Origin of the sequence: Streptomyces yokosukanensis (genome assembly GCF_001514035.1) — a bacterium.
GTDB lineage: Bacteria > Actinomycetota > Actinomycetes > Streptomycetales > Streptomycetaceae > Streptomyces > Streptomyces yokosukanensis.
In genome coordinates this window covers 327,526-344,215 of sequence record NZ_KQ948212.1, presented here as the reverse complement: position 1 = coordinate 344,215, position 16,690 = coordinate 327,526, and the positions used below count along the sequence as shown (strand labels likewise).

The 16,690-nt window shown below is 73.4% G+C and carries 15 protein-coding genes; 11 read left to right on the top strand and 4 right to left on the bottom strand.

Going from position 1 to position 16,690, the window contains the following annotated elements; all coding sequences use genetic code 11:
* Positions 1-271 precede the first annotated feature (271 nt).
* Positions 272-1,030, top strand: coding sequence for a CAP domain-containing protein (locus AQI95_RS19340; RefSeq protein ID WP_067124668.1), 759 nt, complete (start codon positions 272-274; stop codon positions 1,028-1,030).
* 40 nt (positions 1,031-1,070) lie between these two features.
* Here the strand turns inward: AQI95_RS19340 and AQI95_RS19335 are convergent, their stop codons facing one another.
* Positions 1,071-2,561 (bottom strand): IucA/IucC family protein, encoded by a 1,491-nt coding sequence (locus tag AQI95_RS19335; RefSeq protein WP_067124665.1) that lies wholly within the window; start codon positions 2,559-2,561, stop codon positions 1,071-1,073.
* 93 nt (positions 2,562-2,654) lie between these two features.
* On the opposite strand from AQI95_RS19335, the gene AQI95_RS19330 reads away from it, so the two are divergent.
* The 3 genes from AQI95_RS19330 to AQI95_RS19320 are packed head-to-tail and all read left to right on the top strand — an operon-like array spanning position 2,655 to position 6,268.
* Positions 2,655-4,196 (top strand): IucA/IucC family protein, encoded by a 1,542-nt coding sequence (locus tag AQI95_RS19330; RefSeq protein WP_067124662.1) that lies wholly within the window; start codon positions 2,655-2,657, stop codon positions 4,194-4,196.
* 9 nt (positions 4,197-4,205) lie between these two features.
* Positions 4,206-5,468: a VWA domain-containing protein gene (locus AQI95_RS19325; protein WP_067124659.1), complete on the top strand. Its 1,263-nt coding sequence runs from the start codon at positions 4,206-4,208 to the stop codon at positions 5,466-5,468.
* Entirely contained in the window at positions 5,468-6,268 is an 801-nt protein-coding gene (locus tag AQI95_RS19320) for a hypothetical protein (protein WP_067125063.1), read from the top strand. The genes AQI95_RS19325 and AQI95_RS19320 overlap by 1 nt, the downstream gene beginning before the upstream one ends.
* A 58-nt stretch (positions 6,269-6,326) precedes the next feature.
* Here AQI95_RS19320 and AQI95_RS19315 read toward each other — a convergent pair whose 3' ends face one another.
* The gene (locus AQI95_RS19315; RefSeq protein ID WP_067124657.1) at positions 6,327-6,953 is read right to left on the bottom strand and encodes a winged helix-turn-helix transcriptional regulator; all 627 of its coding nucleotides are present in this window, start codon (positions 6,951-6,953) and stop codon (positions 6,327-6,329) included.
* 81 nt (positions 6,954-7,034) lie between these two features.
* Between AQI95_RS19315 and AQI95_RS19310 the strand changes: the two genes are divergently transcribed.
* The 6 genes from AQI95_RS19310 to AQI95_RS19285 all read left to right on the top strand — a co-directional run bounded on the left by AQI95_RS19310 (position 7,035) and on the right by AQI95_RS19285 (position 13,332).
* Positions 7,035-8,243 carry a pyridoxal phosphate-dependent aminotransferase gene (locus tag AQI95_RS19310; protein ID WP_067124654.1) on the top strand — a complete coding sequence of 403 codons (1,209 nt, stop codon included), beginning with the start codon at positions 7,035-7,037 and terminating at the stop codon, positions 8,241-8,243.
* 168 nt (positions 8,244-8,411) lie between these two features.
* Positions 8,412-10,223 (top strand): trypsin-like serine protease, encoded by a 1,812-nt coding sequence (locus AQI95_RS19305; RefSeq protein ID WP_244188786.1) that lies wholly within the window; start codon positions 8,412-8,414, stop codon positions 10,221-10,223.
* Between the two features lie 108 nt (positions 10,224-10,331).
* Complete coding sequence (locus AQI95_RS19300; RefSeq protein ID WP_067124651.1) at positions 10,332-11,492, top strand: serine hydrolase domain-containing protein; 1,161 nt, start codon at positions 10,332-10,334, stop codon at positions 11,490-11,492.
* Positions 11,493-11,526: 34 nt separating this feature from the next.
* The gene (locus AQI95_RS19295; protein ID WP_067124649.1) at positions 11,527-12,126 is read left to right on the top strand and encodes a histidine phosphatase family protein; all 600 of its coding nucleotides are present in this window, start codon (positions 11,527-11,529) and stop codon (positions 12,124-12,126) included.
* 107 nt (positions 12,127-12,233) lie between these two features.
* Complete coding sequence (locus AQI95_RS19290; RefSeq protein ID WP_067124646.1) at positions 12,234-12,857, top strand: hypothetical protein; 624 nt, start codon at positions 12,234-12,236, stop codon at positions 12,855-12,857.
* 52 nt (positions 12,858-12,909) lie between these two features.
* Positions 12,910-13,332, top strand: coding sequence for an acyl-CoA thioesterase (locus AQI95_RS19285; protein WP_067124643.1), 423 nt, complete (start codon positions 12,910-12,912; stop codon positions 13,330-13,332).
* Positions 13,333-13,343: 11 nt separating this feature from the next.
* On the opposite strand, the gene AQI95_RS19280 is transcribed toward AQI95_RS19285, so the two are convergent.
* Complete coding sequence (locus AQI95_RS19280) at positions 13,344-14,198, bottom strand: NAD(P)H-binding protein (protein WP_067125058.1); 855 nt, start codon at positions 14,196-14,198, stop codon at positions 13,344-13,346.
* Between the two features lie 95 nt (positions 14,199-14,293).
* Here AQI95_RS19280 and AQI95_RS19275 point away from each other — a divergent pair, with 95 nt between their 5' ends.
* A complete protein-coding gene (locus tag AQI95_RS19275) occupies positions 14,294-15,097 on the top strand; it encodes a helix-turn-helix domain-containing protein (protein WP_067124641.1) in 804 nt (267 codons plus the stop codon).
* Positions 15,098-15,178: 81 nt separating this feature from the next.
* Here the strand turns inward: AQI95_RS19275 and AQI95_RS19270 are convergent, their stop codons facing one another.
* On the bottom strand, positions 15,179-16,546 hold the full coding sequence (locus AQI95_RS19270; RefSeq protein WP_067124638.1) for a nucleobase:cation symporter-2 family protein: 1,368 nt from the start codon (positions 16,544-16,546) through the stop codon (positions 15,179-15,181).
* Between the last annotated feature and the right edge of the window lie 144 nt (positions 16,547-16,690).

Genomic DNA, 16,690 nt, shown 5'->3' with positions numbered 1-16,690 from the left:
ATGGGATTTGTCCGGCTTGCCGCGTGCAGGTGGCGCTCAGCGAGCAAGGGTGAGCGACCCGGTCGACGTCCTCCCGTATTCGTCGCCCGGAACAGCCTTCTGACATGGCGTCGAACCTTCGCAAACATCGCGGGCGCGAAGGCGGCATCTCGCTCCCCGTCTGACAAGAGCCGTTCGGATCTACGAGGCCGTATAGTAGTGGGCCCCTTTGCGCTGCGTGTGAGGCCGTTCCGAGAATGAGCACTCGGCGATCACCGAGTGAGGTTCACGCATGGCCAAGCACCGCAAAACGCAGCGTTTCCGGCGAATAGTCGTCACCGCCGCCGTCATCGGCGCCGTGGGCGTACCCTCCGTCGCCCTCGCCTGTTCCGGCTGGCCGCACGACGGGGCGAACCGGTCGGCCCCGGCCGACGTCGCCGCGACGACCACGCCCCGGCAGCAGGAGCACCAGGCTCACCGGCATCACCATCGCAATCACGACCACCAGGCCCCGCGGGCCACCGAGTCGGCGAAGCCCGGGGCCACGGCCCACCCGAGCGCCGAGAAGAAGACCTCGGCCCACAAGCGCAAGCGGACGGCCGCTCCCCAGCCCGCCGCCCCCGCCTCGAAGGCCCCCGCCGCGCCGAGCACCCCGAAGCCCACCGCCACGGCGTCCGGGGTCACCGCGCGCATCCTGCAGCTCGTCAACGCCGAGCGCGCCAAGGTGGGGTGCCGCCCCCTGACCCTGAACTCCGAGCTGACCAAGGCCGCGCAGGCCCACAGCGCGGACATGGCGTCCCACCGGAACATGTCGCACACCGGATCCGACGGCTCGTCCCCGGGCGAGCGCATCACCGCTGCCGGGTACCAGTGGAGCGCCTACGGCGAGAACGTCGCCTACGGCTACGCCACCGCGGACCAGGTCATGACGGGCTGGATGAACAGCCCCGGGCACCGGGCCAACATCCTCAACTGCTCGTTCAAGGAGATCGGCGTCGGTCTCGCGCAGCCGGGCAGCTACTGGACCCAGGACTTCGGCACGCAGCGGTAGGGCCCAGAGTCTTGCCCGGACCTGGCGGACCCCTGACCGCTCAGGGGCCCGCCAGGGGGTTCGGCACGGGCAGGTAGCGGGCGGCCGCGCCGTCCGCCCCGGTCCAGCGCAGCAGCAGGTTGGTCTTGCCCGGCAGGGTCGGCGCGGTGAGCAGGGCCGGGATCTCGGGCAGGTCGTGCCGGGCCAGCTCACGGCGGGCGGCGGGCCAGGGATCGAAGCCGGGGCGGCGCTCGGCCAGGGCGGCGGCGATCTCGGTGAGATGGTTGACGACCAGGCAGTACACCAGCCGCTCCCAGCCCTCGGCCCGGGTCACGTCGGGCAGCAGCTTGGCGCCCTCGGCGTCCCGGAACAGCGCCTGGACCGGCGTGCCGGACGCGTCCACGGCGACGAGGGTGTTCTGCAGATGGGCCTCCAGGACGACCCCGTGCTCGTCGAACGCGCTCAGGGCGGGCGGGACGACCTGCCGCAGATACGCCTGCCACCAGGCCTCCGGGTCGGCGGTTGCGGCCGGCGGGCTGCCGTCGAAGCCCTCGGCGAGGCCGGCGGCGAGCAGCGGGGTGGCGCCCGGCAGCAGATGGCCGCGCAACCCGTCGCGGACCAGGACGGCCAGCTCCTCGAAGGCGAAGGCGGCCGTGCGGTAGCCGCGGTCGCTCAGCCAGGCCGCGGGCGCGCCCGTCCCCGCGAAGGCCTGCCCGGCGGCCGTGTCGGTGCGGCGCAGCCGGCGCAGGTCGTGGGACCACAGCCGGCGGATGTCGTTGGTGATACGGACGTCCAGGCTGAACTTCAGGAACAGATCGCGCCCCGGCTCGTACACCGTGCGGATCGCCGCCGTCGGCCAGGTGTCGAACGCGGTCGTGCCGAGGCGGCGCAGCCGGCCGTCCGCGAAGGCCTCCGCCAGCTCCCGGCCGACCAGGTCCAGTTGCCAGGGGTGGGCCGGCAGCAGCCGGTAGCCGGGCGGTGCCGTACCGAGCGCGTCCAGGGCGCTGGTGTCGCCCTCCTCGGCCACCTGGTCCTCGCGGACACCGAGCAGCACCAGCGGGAAGCGGGCGTGCGCCTCGGGGGCGTACGGCAGCCAGGACTTGACCGGGCCGCCGCCGCGCGCCTTGGGCGCGGGGTGGTAGGGGTGGCCGGTGATCAGGGACTGCTCGGAGCGCAGATAGGGGTCCGTGGGCGCGGTCGCGCGGGCGCGTGCGGTGAGCAGCGCGGCGACCGCGTCCCGGCTGTCGACCATCTCGGCGGGCAGGTCGCCGCCCGGCAGCCCGGTGTGCCGGCGCAGTTCCTCGGCCACCAGCTTGACCAGCTCGGTGTGGCCGACCCGGTGCCAGGTCCCGGCCACGCACACCTCGGGGTCGGCGGGGCGCCGCCCGCCGCGCACCCGCAGGCGCCGCCCGCTCGGCAGCCGGTATACCCGCAGGTCACCGAGGGCCTGAAGCGGCTCGGCCACCTCGCGCAGCAGACAGTTCAGCAGGGGCGCGGCCGCGTAGGCGTCGGCACGGGGGCCGACGGCTTCGGTGGAGGGTGTGAGGTCCACGCGATCCGTTCGTTTCGTCGAGGGTCGTCGCGCTCAGTATGTCTCTCGACCCGGACAATCGTCCTGCGCCGCCCGCGTCCCCGAGGAGCCACCGTGCACCGTCCCCCCGCCGCCGCTGCCGAGGTCGCCGAGGAGCTGGCCGCCGTCCGGCCCGCGCTGCTGCCCCGGTACACCGCGGAGCTGCCGGGCGCCCGTGCCGCCGTGCTGACCCGGCTGTGGCGGGCGTTGGCCCATGAGCCGCTGCCGTGGGTGACCGGGCGGGTGCACGGCGCGCACAGCCTCGCGCTGCGCCTCGCCGACGGGCGGACGCTGTACGGGCCGCCCGCGGACCCGTACGCCACGAGCGCGTATGTCACCGGGGTCCGCCTGGACCGGGAGCGGCAGGTGGACCCGGCCGAGCTGGTGGCCGCGCTGGCGGTGCCGCACGCCGAGGCCTTCGCCGCGGAACTGGCGGACAGCGTGGCCTCGTTGGCGTTGTCCCGGGCCGACGCGGATCACTCGAAGGAGTGGCCGGCGGGGGTCCCGCCGACCGAAGTCCGGTGGAGGGACTGGGAGTGGGAGCAGCGGGTGACCGACGGCCATCCCTTCCACCCCAACTGCCGTTCCCGGCCCGGTTTCTCGGTGGCGGAGCAGCTGGCGTTCGGCCCCGAGCACCGGCCGGTGGTGGAGCTGGGGACGGTTCCGGTGCCGGCCCGGGAGTGCCTGGTGAGCGGCGACTGGCCGGCGGAGCTGCGGGACGGCGAGCGGCTGCTGGTGCCCGTCCACCCCTGGCAGGCCGCGCACGTCCTCAAGCGTGCCTGCGACCCCTGGCGTCCGGCCCGTCCCCTGCTGTCCCTGCGCACCCTCGCGCTGCCGGACGGCCGGCACGTGAAGACCGCGCTGAGTGCCCGGCTGACGTCCTCCGTGCGGGACATCTCCGCGTACTCGGTCCAGGCTGCCGAGCCGCTGACCGCTCTCGCCGAGGAGGTGGCGGCGCGCACGGACGGCCTGCTGCACATCACCCGCACACTGGGCGCGGTCTCGGCCGGCTCCCCCGATCTGGCCGCGCTGCTGCGGGAGTCGCCCGAGGTGTACGCGGGTCCGGGCGAACGGGTCGTTCCGGTGGCCGCGCTCGCCGCGACGGATCTGCCGAAGACGCCCGGCTGGCCGGCCGCGTTCGCCCGGCTCGCGCTGACCGTGGGCCTGCGGCTGCTCGACCTCGGTGTGGCGCTGGAGGCGCACGGCCAGAACCTGCTGGTGATCCTGGCGGCCGACGGCACCCCGGTGCGGCTGGTCTACCGCGATCTGGCCGATATCCGGGTCAGCCCGGCCCGGCTGGCGCGGCACGGCATCGCCCTGCCGCGGCTCACCGGCCGGCTGGTCACCGACGACGAAACGGCCCTGCGGCGCAAGCTGTTCGGCTCCCTGGTGGCGGGCGCCCTGGCCGGTACGGCGGGTTCGGGCCCGGCGCTGGGGGCGGCCCTGTCGGCCGTCGTGGCGGACCTGCCGGACACCGCGGACCTGTGCGCGCTGCGCGAAGGCCCGCTGCCCGCGAAGGCGTTGACCCTGATGCGGCTGTCGCCGCACACACCGGGCGACCAGTGGATGTCCCTGCCCAACCCGCTCGTTTTGGAGCCCGGCCCGTCCGATCAATAGGATCCGGCGATGATCACAAGACAACGGCTGGCGGCAGGAGTGTGCGCTCTGCTCGCCGCCCTCGCGGCCGGGATCGCGTGCCCCGGCGGAGCCGTCGCCGACGAGACACAGCAGGCCGCCCCGAAGGTCGAACTCGTGCTGGACGTCAGCGGTTCGATGCGGGCCCGGGACATCGACGGCGACTCCCGGATGGCCGCGGCGAAGCAGGCGTTCAACGAGGTGCTGGACGCGACCCCGCAGGAGGTCCGGCTGGGCATCCGCACGCTGGGTGCCAACTACCGCGGAAACGACCGCAAGGAGGGCTGCAAGGACACCGCGCAGCTCTACCCGGTCGGCCCGCTGAACCGGACCGACGCGAAGACGGCCGTGGCCACGCTGCAGCCCACCGGCTGGACGCCGATCGGGCCCGCGCTGCTGAAGGCGGCGGACGACCTGAACGGCGGCGAGGGAACACGCCGTATCGTCCTGATCAGTGACGGCGAGGACACCTGTCAGCCGCTCGACCCGTGCGAGGTGGCCCGCGAGATAGCGGCCAAGGGCATCGGCCTGACCATCGACACCCTCGGCCTGGTGCCCGACGCCAAGACCCGTGACCAGCTCAGCTGCATCGCGGACGCCACCGGCGGCACCTACACCGACGTGCGGCACAAGGAAGAACTGAGCAGCCGCGTCGGGCAGTTGGTCGATCGGGCCGCCGATCCGGTGGTGACGCCGGTGGCCGCCGAGGGCGCCGCGCAGTGCGAGAAGGCGCCGACGCTGAAGTCCGGTCTGTTCACCGACCGTGCGGAGTTCGGGCAGCAGCGCTGGTACAAGGTCGACGTCGCTCCCGGCAAGGAGCTGCGCGCCTCGGTGAGCGTGGCCGACGACCGCGCCGTGGGCCCGAACTACGGAGTGCTGCTGCGGGCGGTGACCGTGCACGGCCGGGAGATCGTGCGCGGCGAGGCGGCCGGCACGGGTCGTACGGACGTGATCTCGACGGGTCTGCGCTATCCGAAGGCCGCGAGCGACGACGACAACGCGCCCGCGGAGACCGTGTGTCTGCAGGTCACCAACTCCTTCGCGGCAGCCTCCGGGGTCAAGATCACGCCCGGTCTGCCGCTGGAGCTGACCGTCGACGTCGTGGACGGGCCGTCCGGCCACCACGACGTGGCGGCCTTCGGGCTCGGCCGCGGCTGGTGGCTGCTGGGCGCGCTGGTGCTGACCGGCTTCGTGGCGGGTCTGCTGTGGGGCTGGCTGTCGCGCTGGCGGGTCGCGGTCTGGAGGACGAACTGATGCGTATCACCCGTGTGTTGAGCGTCGCGCTGCTGGCGCTCGGGCTCGCGGCCGCACCGGCCGCCGCCGACTCCTCCCCCTCGCCGAGCGCCTCCGCCGACGGCCAGGCGCCCACCCGGGCGGGCACCTCCTTCCGTACGGCGACGGAGCTCCAGCAGGGGCAGCAGGCCACCGCGTCCGCCTCGGCGGGCGACTACCTGTACTGGTCGTTCCCGGCGGACACCGGGCAGCGCCCCACCGTCAAGGCGACGGTGAAGCTCCCGGCCACGCACGGGGCGCAGACCTGGCAGCTCGACGTGTACGACGGGCTGCGGCGCCGGCAGGCCTGCCAGTACGGGGCGGCGACCCGCACCGCCGAGCAGGGCGCGTCCTCCGTCGACCTGGCCTGTGTGCTGCGCACCGTGCGCGGCTGGTCGGAGCAGTGGGCGAACGACCCGCTGCCGGGCACGTACTACGTCCGGCTGACGGTCGTGGACCTCGGCTCGGCCGACCTCGGCAAGCCGGTGGACGCCGACGTCCGCGTCGACTCCAAGGACATCGGCGGCGCGGCGGCGGTGGACGGCTCGCTGGCCAAGCCGCTGGTTCCCGGTATCGCCCTCAAGTCCGAGGAGAGCGGGGACGGATCGAAGAAGGCCGTGCTGTCCAGCTTCGGTTCCGACGACGGCTGGTCCTCCGGATGGTGGTCCGACCGATGGGTGTGGACCGCGATCGGGGGTGTGCTCGCGGCTCTCGCCGGGATCGGCGGGTACGCGCTGACGCGGGGGGCGGGGCGGCCGTCCCGGGTACCGCCCGGCGTGTGAGCCGTACGACCCCTCACCACCCCTGAAGGCCCGCCGATCCGGCGGGCCTTCGCTCTTCTCACGCCTCCCGCAGCGCCTTGGCCGGCGCGCCCTCGCCCGTCACCGTCACCCGCCCGTCCCGCACCGCTTCCGCCAGGTCCGACTCGCCCCGGGCCACGGCCTCGCAGGTCGCCGCGTCCATCGTCAGGCGGGCGTCGGCCTCGCCGGGCGCGGGTCCGTCGCCGTACACCGGGCCGTCCTCGGCACCGACCCACAGATGGAAGTCACCCTCCTCCAGCCGGACCTCGACCAGTCCCCGGCCCGGCAGGCCGCGCAGCAGCGGCAGGGCGAACCAGTGCGCGCGGACCGCGTCGGTGGGCCGCCGCTCGCCCAGTTCGGCCTCGCCCCAGCTGCCCAGCGCCTGCAGTACGGGCAGCAACGCCCGGCCGCGCTGGGTCAGTTCGTAGACATAGGCCGCGCCCGGCGGGGGCAGCCGGCGCCGGGTGGTGAGGCCGCCCTGCTCCATGTCCTTGAGCCGGGAGGCGAGGACGTCCGTGCTCACGCCGGGCAGGTCCGCGTGCAGATCCGTGTACCGGCGGGGACCGGCCATCAGTTCCCGGACGATCAGCAGGGTCCAGCGGTCGCCCACGAGGTCGAGGGCACGTGCTGCGGAGCAGTACTGGTCGTAGCTGCGGCGTGGTGGCATGCGACGCAGTCTAGACGCGTTGTTGGACTTTCCAAGCTCTCACTTGGTAAAACCAAGCAACACGAGTTCCCGGAGGGCACAATGGAGTTCCGGCAGTCGAACAAGCTCAGCGAGGTCTGTTACGAGATCCGCGGCCCGGTGATCGAGCGCGCCGACGCACTGGAGGAGGCGGGGCACAGCGTGCTGCGCCTGAACACCGGCAACCCCGCGGCGTTCGGCTTCGAGGCGCCGGAGGAGATCCTCCAGGACATGATCCGGATGCTGCCGCGGGCGCACGGCTACACGGACTCGCGCGGCGTCCTCTCCGCCCGCCGGGCGGTCGCCCACCGCTACCAGAGCCTCGGCATCGACGTCGGCGTGGACGACGTCTTCCTCGGCAACGGCGTCTCGGAGCTGGTCTCCATGGCCGTGACCGCACTGGTCGAGGACGGCGACGAGATCCTGATCCCCGCCCCGGACTTCCCGCTCTGGACGGCCGCGACGACGCTGGCCGGCGGCAAGGCGGTGCACTACCTGTGCGACGAGCAGGCCGACTGGAACCCGGACCTGGCCGACATGGCGGCGAAGATCACGGACCGCACGAAGGCCGTGGTCATCATCAACCCCAACAACCCCACGGGCGCGGTGTACCCGAAGGAGGTCGTCGAGGGCATCCTCGACCTGGCCCGCCGACACGGCCTGATGGTGTTCGCCGACGAGATCTACGACCAGATCCTGTACGACGACGCGGTCCACCACTCGGCCGCCGGGCTCGCCCCCGACCTGGTCGTCCTCACCTTCTGCGGCCTGTCCAAGACGTACCGGGTGGCGGGCTTCCGCTCCGGCTGGCTGGTCGTGACCGGCCCCAAGCAGCACGCGAAGGACTATCTGGAGGGCCTGACCATGCTGGCCTCCATGCGGCTGTGCGCCAACGCCCCCGCCCAGTACGCCATCCAGGCCGCGCTCGGCGGCCGCCAGTCCATCCGCGAACTCACGCTGCCCGGCGGCCGGCTGTACGAGCAGCGCAACACGGCCTGGGAGAAGCTCAACGAGATCCCCGGCGTCTCCTGCGTGAAGCCCAAGGGTGCGCTGTACGCGTTCCCGCGCATCGACCCGAAGGTGCACCGGATCCACGACGACGAGAAGTTCGTCCTGGACCTCCTCCTGCGCGAGAAGATCCAGGTGGTCCAGGGCACCGGCTTCAACTGGCCCTCCCCCGACCACTTCCGCATCCTCACCCTGCCTCGCGCGCAGGACCTGGAGGCGGCGATCGGCCGGATCGGCCGGTTCCTGGGCGGGTACCGGCAGTGACGGGGCGACGGACCGCACGGGCCCTCACCCGGGGGCGAACCCGCACCGGACGGTCTCGGCGTACGGGTCCCCGTGCGTCGTCCGCACGCCGAGCACGGCGTATTGGGCCGTTCGACCGGGTCCGTGCGAAGATCGCCCCTCATGATCTGACCACGGGGAGCAAGTGTGTTGGCGTACCGAATCCGTTGGGCGGCCGTGACCGTGGCCGCCGCATGTGGCGCGGCGGTCGGACTCGCGGCGCCGGCGCCCGCCGCGCCGGCGGGGTCGCCCGTCCCGCCGGACTCGTCCACCGGGCAGGAGGCCCGGAAGGCGGCCCGGTTCTGGACCGCGCAGCGCATGGCCGGCGCACGGCCGCTGGACGCCGTGCGCACCGCGCCGGACGGTTCGAGGAAGCCGCTCGCCGCCGCGGGCCGGCCTCAGGGCACCCTGTTCCAGGGGACCCGGCTCGTGGGGACGTTCTTCGGATCCGACGGACCCGGCGGCACCACCTGGCACTGCACCGGCAGTGTGATCGACACCAAGGCGCGGAACATCGTTCTCACCGCCGCCCACTGCGCCCGGAACATGAAGGGCGACTACGTCTTCGTCCCCAAGTTCGTGAAGGGCGCGAGTCCGGACCGGCAGCCGTACGGCATCTTCCACGTCCAGCGGCTGTTCACCGACCCCCGCTATGTGCCCGACAACGGGTCGTCCACCTCGAAGAAGCCCGTGTCGGACCTGGACACCACGTTCGCCAGGGTCTCGGCCAACCAGCGCGGCCAGAGCCTCCAGGACGCGGTCGGCGGCGGGCTGACGTTCACCCGCGCCTCCGGCTACACGAACAGAAACGTTTCCGTGGTCGGCTACCCCTCGTACCAGCACAACAGTGCGGGCAGCGCCGTCAAGTGCACGGTCCCGACCCAGCAGTTGCCCGGCTACCGGCAGATGTCGATGACCTGCGGCGGCTACTACGGCGGGGTGTCCGGCAGCCCGTGGATCACCGACTACAAGGACGACGCGCGCGGCGGCCATGTCATAGGCAACCTCGGCGGATACAACGGCGGCGGCAACGACGCCAACGTGGACTACATCAGCTACGCGCCCGCGTTCGGCGACGACGCGGCGAACCTCCTCGCCGACGCGGTGGCCAACCAGGACCCGCCCGGCGACCTGCCGCCGTACGAGGGGTTCCAGGACCCGCTGCCGGGAGGTGCCGCCCGGTGGCGCAAGGCCGCCCTGCTGGCCGGCGCCGACTACACCGGCGACAAGGTCGGCGATCTGCTCGTCGTCTGGTCCGACGGCGGGGTCACCCTCAGCCCCGGGGACGGCAAGGGCGGGTTCAAGCCGGAGAAGCGGCTGCTGAAGGCCAACTCGACCTGGACGCACGCCCGCGCGCTCACCGGCGGCGACTTCACCCGCTCCTCCGGCTCGGGACTGCTGGTGCGCTGGTCCGACGGCGAGGTCACCCTGTATCCGCAGGTCGGCGCCTCCGGCATGGGCCGGGAGATACGCATGGCCTCGCCCGGCTCCGCCTGGAAGAACGCCGTACAGCTCGCGTCCGGGCAGTTCGACGGCGGCAAGGGCGCCACCGATCTGCTGGTCCGCTGGTCGGACGGACGGCTGACCCTGTACACGGGGGTCGGCGCGGGCGGCCTCGGCTCCGGACGGCAGCTCCTGGCGGCGAACGGCACCTGGACCAAGGCCGCCCTGCTGACCGGCGGGACCTTCGGCACCGCGGCGGGTCTGGCGGTGCGCTGGGCGGACGGCAGCCTCGACACCTTCACCGGCACCTCGGCCGCCGGGCTCGGCACCAGGAAGCGGGTGCAGGGCCCGAACGGCCTGTGGACGCACGCCCAGGTCATGACCTCCGGCGACCTCACCTCCGACCACACCGGCAACGACCTGGTCGTGCGCTGGTCCGACGGCGAGACCTCGCTGTACGCCGACACGGCGGCCACGTCCCTCGGCACCGAGACCACACTGGTCACCCCCGGCACCTGACCCGACCGGGGACGTGTCCGCGGAAGAAGGCACCGGACCGGGGAATGCCCGGCGGTGGCCGCCCGTTGACGATCTCCGTCGGCCATCACCGGACAGGGGGAATCAGACATGGCGTTCGATGTGCACGGAACGGTCGCGGAGGGATTCGAGGGCGTACGCGAGGAGTTCGCGGCGGTGCTCGCCGAGGAGCGGGACGATCCGGGCGCGCAGCTCACGGTCCACCGGCACGGGCGGCGCGTGGTGGACCTGTGGGGCGGCGACGACATCGACGGGGACTCGCTGACGACGCTGTACTCCGTCGCCAAGGGCGCCGCGCACCTCGTCGTCGCGCTTCTGGTGCAGGACGGCGTGCTGGATCTCGACCGTGAAGTGGCCTCGTACTGGCCCGAGTTCGGCGTCCACGGCAAGGACCGGCTGACGCTGGGCGAGCTGCTGGAGCACCGGGCCGGACTCGTCGGGGACGCCGAACAGCCCTTCACGGTCGAGGAGTTGGCCGACGACCGGATCATCGCGGCCCGGCTGGCCCAGCGCCGGCCGCTGTGGGAGCCGGGCAGCGCCTGGGGCTACCACGGCTTCGTCATCGCCGCCCTCACCGGCGAGGTGGTGCGCCGGGTGACCGGGCAGTCGCTCCACGAGGTGTACGAGGAGCGGATCCGGGCGCCGTACGGCCTCGACTACTACCTTGGCCTGCCCGCGGCGGCCGAGGCACGCTGGGTGGAGGTGCAGCCGCTGGTGCCGACCCCGCAGGAGGCGGCGCTGCTGAAGGAGCGGGCGGCGGCGCCGGACAGCATCCGGGGCATCGCCTTCAACGCGCACGCGCCGGAGCCGCTCGACCTGGTGGCCTTCGGCAATCACCCCCGGGTCAAGGCGCTCGGCCCGGCGTCCTCGGGCGGGGTGGGCAACGCGCGCGGCGTCGCCGGGATGTACGCGGCCGCCATCAGCACCGTGGACGGCAGGCCGCCGCTGCTCACGCCCGAGACCGCGGCCCGGTTCGCGGAGCTGCGCACCCCGGGCGGCCCGGACCTGGTCACCGGCAGCGACGACCACTTCGCGCGCGGCTTCGAGCACACCCCCGCGATCTTCCCGTTCCTCGACCCCGGCACCTTCGGGCACAGCGGTGCGACCGGCTCGCTGAGCTTCGCCGACCCGGCGAACGGCATCGCCTACGCGTACACCCGGCGCCGGTTCGGCTTCCCCTCCGGGGTGGGCGCCGGGCTGGAGAACGGCCGTCTGGCGCAGTCCGTCCTGCGGGCCGCCGCCGCCCTGTGACACCGTGCTGACAGGCGAGCGGCAAGGGGCTGACGTGGGTGACCTCTTTCTCGTCCGGCACGGTGAGACCGAGTGGTCACGGTCCGGACGGCACACCGGCTGGACCGACGTACCCCTCACCGAGCACGGGCGGGAGGAGGCGCGCCGACTGGTGCCGCTGATCCGCTCGCACCGGATCGGGGCCGCGTTCGTCAGCCCCCTGCAGCGGGCCCGGGAGACGGCCGAGCTGATCGGGATCCAAGACGCCCGGGTCGACACCGACCTGCGCGAATGGGACTACGGCGGGTACGAGGGCGTGACCACCGTGGAGATCCAGCGCACCCGGCCCGACTGGTTCCTGTTCACGGACGGGGTCGCGCCGGGGCCGCCGGAGCATCCGGGTGAGACCCCGGAGCAGGTCGGCGAGCGCGCCGACCGCATGCTGGCCAAGGCCGACGCCGCCCTCTGCAACACCGAGGGAGTCGTCGTCCTGATCGCCCACGGCCACTTGCTGCGCGTCCTCACCGCCCGCCGCCTGGGCCTGCCGCCCCAGCACGGGGCGCTGTTCCAGCTGGCCACGGGGGCACTGTGCCGGCTGGGCACGGAGCACAACCGGCCGGTGGTGGCGGGGTGGAACATCCGGCCCCGGGAGTAGCGGGCGGGGGCCGTGGCGCCGGGCGTTGTCAGACCCGGGCCGTACTCTGCGGATGGGCCGTCCCGTCGGCGGCCCGGGGCAGGGGACGGGAGCGGAAGGAGCGCGCCGTGACGCGACCGCCGAGCGCCGCGCAGCGGCGTGTGATCGAGGGCGCCGACCCGGTGACGGGGCGGCTGCGCGGTACGCAGGCGCAGTTGGCGGCGCTGGTGAAGCGGGGGCTGGCGTTCCGTCATCCGCGTCCGCCGCACGAGCACTTCCTGACCCCGGCCGGCCATCGGATGCGGCAGGCCGAGCCGGCGGAGCCGGCGCGGCGGCCCGTGCCGGACGCGGGGGTGTTCGCGGCGCGGGTCGGCGGCGCGGAGGAACCGCCCGTGGACGCCGCGGCCCGGCTGCGCGAGGCGCACAGCGCCTGGCAGGGGCTGCTGGAGCTGCGCCGGATGACCAACCCCGACGGCGCCGTGGACCGGCCGTGCGGCTGGGAGCGCGCGCATCTGGTCCGCGCCGCCGCACTCGCCCTGGAGGCCGCCGGGCACCGTCCGGCGGACGGGGAGACGGACGGCTACCGGGTGCGGGCGACCCCCCAGCCGGACGCGGTCGCGGTGTACATGCCGGACCCGGAGGGCCTGGCGGCCTGCACGGCCACGCTGGAGCGCGCGGGCTGGCAGGCCGGCGCATACACCGAACCGCGGACGAGAGTGCGCTACGTGCTGGCCTCGCCGCGCCGGGTCTGAGCGGCGTGCCAGGATCGATCGACCAGAGTTTCGAACACGAGAAGGGCAGACCGTGGCCGAACCGTTTTCCGTCCGAGTGAGTGTCCGTGGCTACGAGACCGACACCCAGGGACACCTCAACCAGGCCGTGTACCTCAACTACGCGGAGCACGCCCGCTGGTCGCTGCTCCAGTCGGCGGGCGTGAGCCAGGCGCGGCTCGTGGCCCGGGGTGTGGGTCCGGTGACACTGGAGACGACGATCCGCTACCAGCGCGAACTCCTCGCCGGCGACGAGGTCGATGTGACCTGCGCGTTCGAGTGGGGCGAGGGCAAGACCTTCCGGATGCTGCAGGAGATACGCAGGACCGACGGCACGGTGGCGGCCGGGATCAGCGCGGTCGTGGGCCTGCTGGATCTCAAGGAGCGCAAACTGCTCGCCGACCCGCGGGAGGTGTTCGAGGAGCTGGCGGCGGACCTCACCCTGTTCGGTCTGTGACGCGGGCCCGTTCAGCCGGTGCCGAACGCCTCCTTGTGGTCCTCGGCCCACTGCTCGAACGTCCTGGCCGGCCGGCCCAGCACCTCCCGCACGTCCTCGGTGACCGTCGCGTTGCGGCCGTCGCGGAGGTAGGCGATCCCGGTCAGGACGTCCTCCACCCCGCTCTCGGCGATGCCGTAGGCGGTGCGGAGGAAGTCGCGGGTCTCGTCCGGCGTCAGACCGCGGACGGTGAGCGGGCGGCCGAGCACCTCGGCGAGGACGGCGACCTGGTCCGGGACGCTGATCGCCGCCGGGCCGGTGAGCGTGTACGTCCGCCCCGCGTGCCCGGCGTCGAGCAGGGCGCGCACCGCCACCGCGGCGATGTCGTGCGGGTCGATCACGCCCGACGCCCCGTCGGCGGTCATGTTCGGCACCGGCTCGCCCCGGCCCACGGCCGCCGCCCAGGCCAGCGTGTTCGAGGCGAACGACGACGGCCGCAGGACCGTCCACTCGGCCCCGCTGTCCCTGACCACCCGCTCCCCCACCCCGTGCCAGGCGACGGTCGGACCCGTGCCGGGGTCGTCGGTGCCGATGGCGGAGAGCTTCACCAGCCGCCGTACGCCCGCCGCGCGGGCCGCCGCGACCAGCGCCGTGTCGTGGGCGGCGCCGGGACCTGGCGGACACACCAGGTACGCGGCGCCCACCCCCGCCATCGCGGCCGCCAGGGAGTCCGGGTCGGCGTAGTCCGCGCGTACCGTCTCCACCCCGGCGGGCACCTGGGCCCGTGCCGGGTCGCGGGTCAGGGCGCGGACCTTCGCGCCGCGCGCCGCGAGCTGTCGTACGACTTCACTGCCGGTGGTGCCCGTGGCACCCGTCACCAGAATCATGTGGTCCACGATGGGCGCCGGGCGGCGGGCGTCTCTTGGAAATTCCGGCACGGTTCGCCCGCCCGGAAGCGGCCGCGGCGCCCTACCGTGGAGTGATGCCGAACGCCATCGCCGAGCAGGCCCTGACCACGCCCGAGGCCCTGCGCCCCTGGATCGCCGGGGTGCGCACGCTGTCCGTGTCCGCCGCCGAGCAGGCCGACCGGCCCTTCGTGCGGCTGCCCGCCGCGGTCACCAAGGTGGTGCTGCGGGTGGGGGCGGACGGGCGGCGCGACGTGTTCGTCTCCGGGCCGCGGGTGCGGGCGTCGTACCACGAGGGAAAGGCCCATCTCCACTGTGTAGAGCTGGGCCTCGCGCCCGGCACGATCCGCCCTCTGCTCGGGGTGCCGGCCGCCGAACTGGTCGGGCGGGTCGTGCCGTTGGAGGACCTGCCGGGTGCGCTGCCCCGTCGGCTCGCGGCCGGGCTGCGCCGACTGGATCCGCGGGAGGCGGTGCCCCGTCTCGCCGAGACGCTCCCCGAGCTGCTGTCGGCCGCCGTGGACCCGGCCCGTACGACACTGCTGCGGGCGGGCGTCGACGCCCTGTCGGTCCGCCCGGACCGGGCGCCCGCACAGGTGCGGGAGGTCGCCCGGGAACTGTCGGTCAGCGAGCGGCAGTTGCGCAATCTGTTCAGCGACGGGGTCGGGGTCTCCCCCAAGCACTACGCCCGGATCGACCGCGTCCGCACGGTCGTCACCCGGGCCGGGCACGCCCCCTGGTCGCAACTCGCCGCCGCCACGGGCTACTTCGACCAGTCGCACATGACGAGCGACTTCCGCGCCCTGATGGGGGTCCCGCCGCGCTCGTACGTCACCGGCCGGCTGCCCGCCCTGACGCCCTGCCGGTCGGTGCCGCGCCCGTGAACGGGCGGGCGCGGGACGGGGCCCGGTCGCGGTGCGGGGTACGGCGCGGGGCACGGCATCCACCGTGCCCCGGGCGGGCGTTCAGTGGGCCGGCGACAGTTCCTGACCCGCCTCCATCGGGTGGGTGACGTCCTCGGCCTCCTTGCCCTTGCCGAGGTGGTTGAAGACGAGGTTGAGCAGGACGGCGCTGACGCAGCCGGTGGAGATGCCGGAGTCCAGGACGATCTTCGCGGTGTCGGGGAAGGCGTGGTAGAAGTCCGGCGCGGTGATCGGGATGAGGCCGACCGCGAGCGAGACGGCGACGATCAGGACGTTGTTGTCCTTCTCCAGTCCGGCGCGGACCAGGGTCTGGATGCCGCTCGCGGCGACCGAGCCGAACAGGACGACACCGGCGCCGCCGAGGACGGGGCGGGGGACGACCGCGATGAGCGAGGCCGCCATCGGACACAGGCCCATCAGGACCAGGAAGCCGCCGCCGACGGCGACGACGAAGCGGCTGCGGATCCGCGTCATCGCGACCAGGCCGATGTTCTGGGCGAAGGCGCTGCACATGAAGCCGTTGAACAGCGGGCTGAGGGCGGAGCCGAGGGTGTCGGCGCGCAGGCCCGCCGCGATGGTCTTCTCGTCCGCGGGGCGTTCGACGATCTCGCCGAGTGCCAGCATGTCCGCCGTGGACTCGGTCATGGAGACGACCATCACCACGCACATCGACAGGATCGCCGCGATGTGGAACGTCGGGGCGCCGAAGTGGAACGGCGTCGGGAAGCCGATGACGTCGGCGTGGGCGACGGGGCCGAAGTCCGTGGCGCCGAAGGGTATCGCGATGAGCGTGCCGAGGATCAGACCGAGCAGGACCGCGATCTGTTTGACGAACCCGCGGGTGAAGCGGCGCATCAGCAGGACGATCAGCAGGGTGACGCCGGCCAGCGAGAGATTGGTCGTCGAGCCGTAGTCGCTCGCCCTGGCGTCGGGTCCCTGGGCCCAGCCGAAGGCGACGGGCAGCAGGGACACACCGATCAGGGTGATGACCGAGCCGGTGACGACGGGCGGGAAGAAGCGCACGGCCTTGCTGAAGAACGGGGCGCCGAGAAAGCCGAGCAGACCGGCGACGATGACCGCGCCGAAGATCATCGGCAGGGCGTCCGACTTGTCCTTGGCGGAGGCGACGATCGCCGTCATGGGGGCGACACCGGCGAAGGTGACGCCGTTGACGAAGGGCAGGCGGGCGCCGATCTTCCAGAAGCCGAGGGTCTGCAGGAAGGTGGCGAGCCCGGCGGTGAACAGACAGGCTCCGGTGAGGAAGGTGAGATCGGTGGCGGACAGGCCTACGGCCGCGCCGACGATCAGGGGCGGGGCGACGACTCCCGCGTACATGGCGGCCACATGCTGCAGGCCGCTGGTCGCCATCTTGAGTGCGGGAAGTTTCTCGTCTACGGGGTGGACGGCCACGGCGGCTCCTCCGGTCGGGTAACACGTCGTCGTCAACGCGGGTTTCATGGAGGTGGTGCGAGCGGTCGTGCGGGACCGGGACGGAGGCGGAGCTGAGCGGGTCGAGCGGTGACCGTTCCGGGGCGCGTGCGTTCGCACGCGCCC

Coding starts and splice junctions, on each gene's coding strand:
- AQI95_RS19275 (WP_067124641.1), top strand. CDS start 14,294: ATGCCGAACGCCATCGCCGAGCAGGCCCTGACCACGCCCGAGGCCCTG.
- AQI95_RS19310 (WP_067124654.1), top strand. CDS start 7,035: ATGGAGTTCCGGCAGTCGAACAAGCTCAGCGAGGTCTGTTACGAGATC.
- AQI95_RS19280 (WP_067125058.1), bottom strand. CDS start 14,198: ATGATTCTGGTGACGGGTGCCACGGGCACCACCGGCAGTGAAGTCGTA.
- AQI95_RS19300 (WP_067124651.1), top strand. CDS start 10,332: ATGGCGTTCGATGTGCACGGAACGGTCGCGGAGGGATTCGAGGGCGTA.
- AQI95_RS19315 (WP_067124657.1), bottom strand. CDS start 6,953: ATGCCACCACGCCGCAGCTACGACCAGTACTGCTCCGCAGCACGTGCC.
- AQI95_RS19325 (WP_067124659.1), top strand. CDS start 4,206: ATGATCACAAGACAACGGCTGGCGGCAGGAGTGTGCGCTCTGCTCGCC.
- AQI95_RS19320 (WP_067125063.1), top strand. CDS start 5,468: ATGCGTATCACCCGTGTGTTGAGCGTCGCGCTGCTGGCGCTCGGGCTC.
- AQI95_RS19340 (WP_067124668.1), top strand. CDS start 272: ATGGCCAAGCACCGCAAAACGCAGCGTTTCCGGCGAATAGTCGTCACC.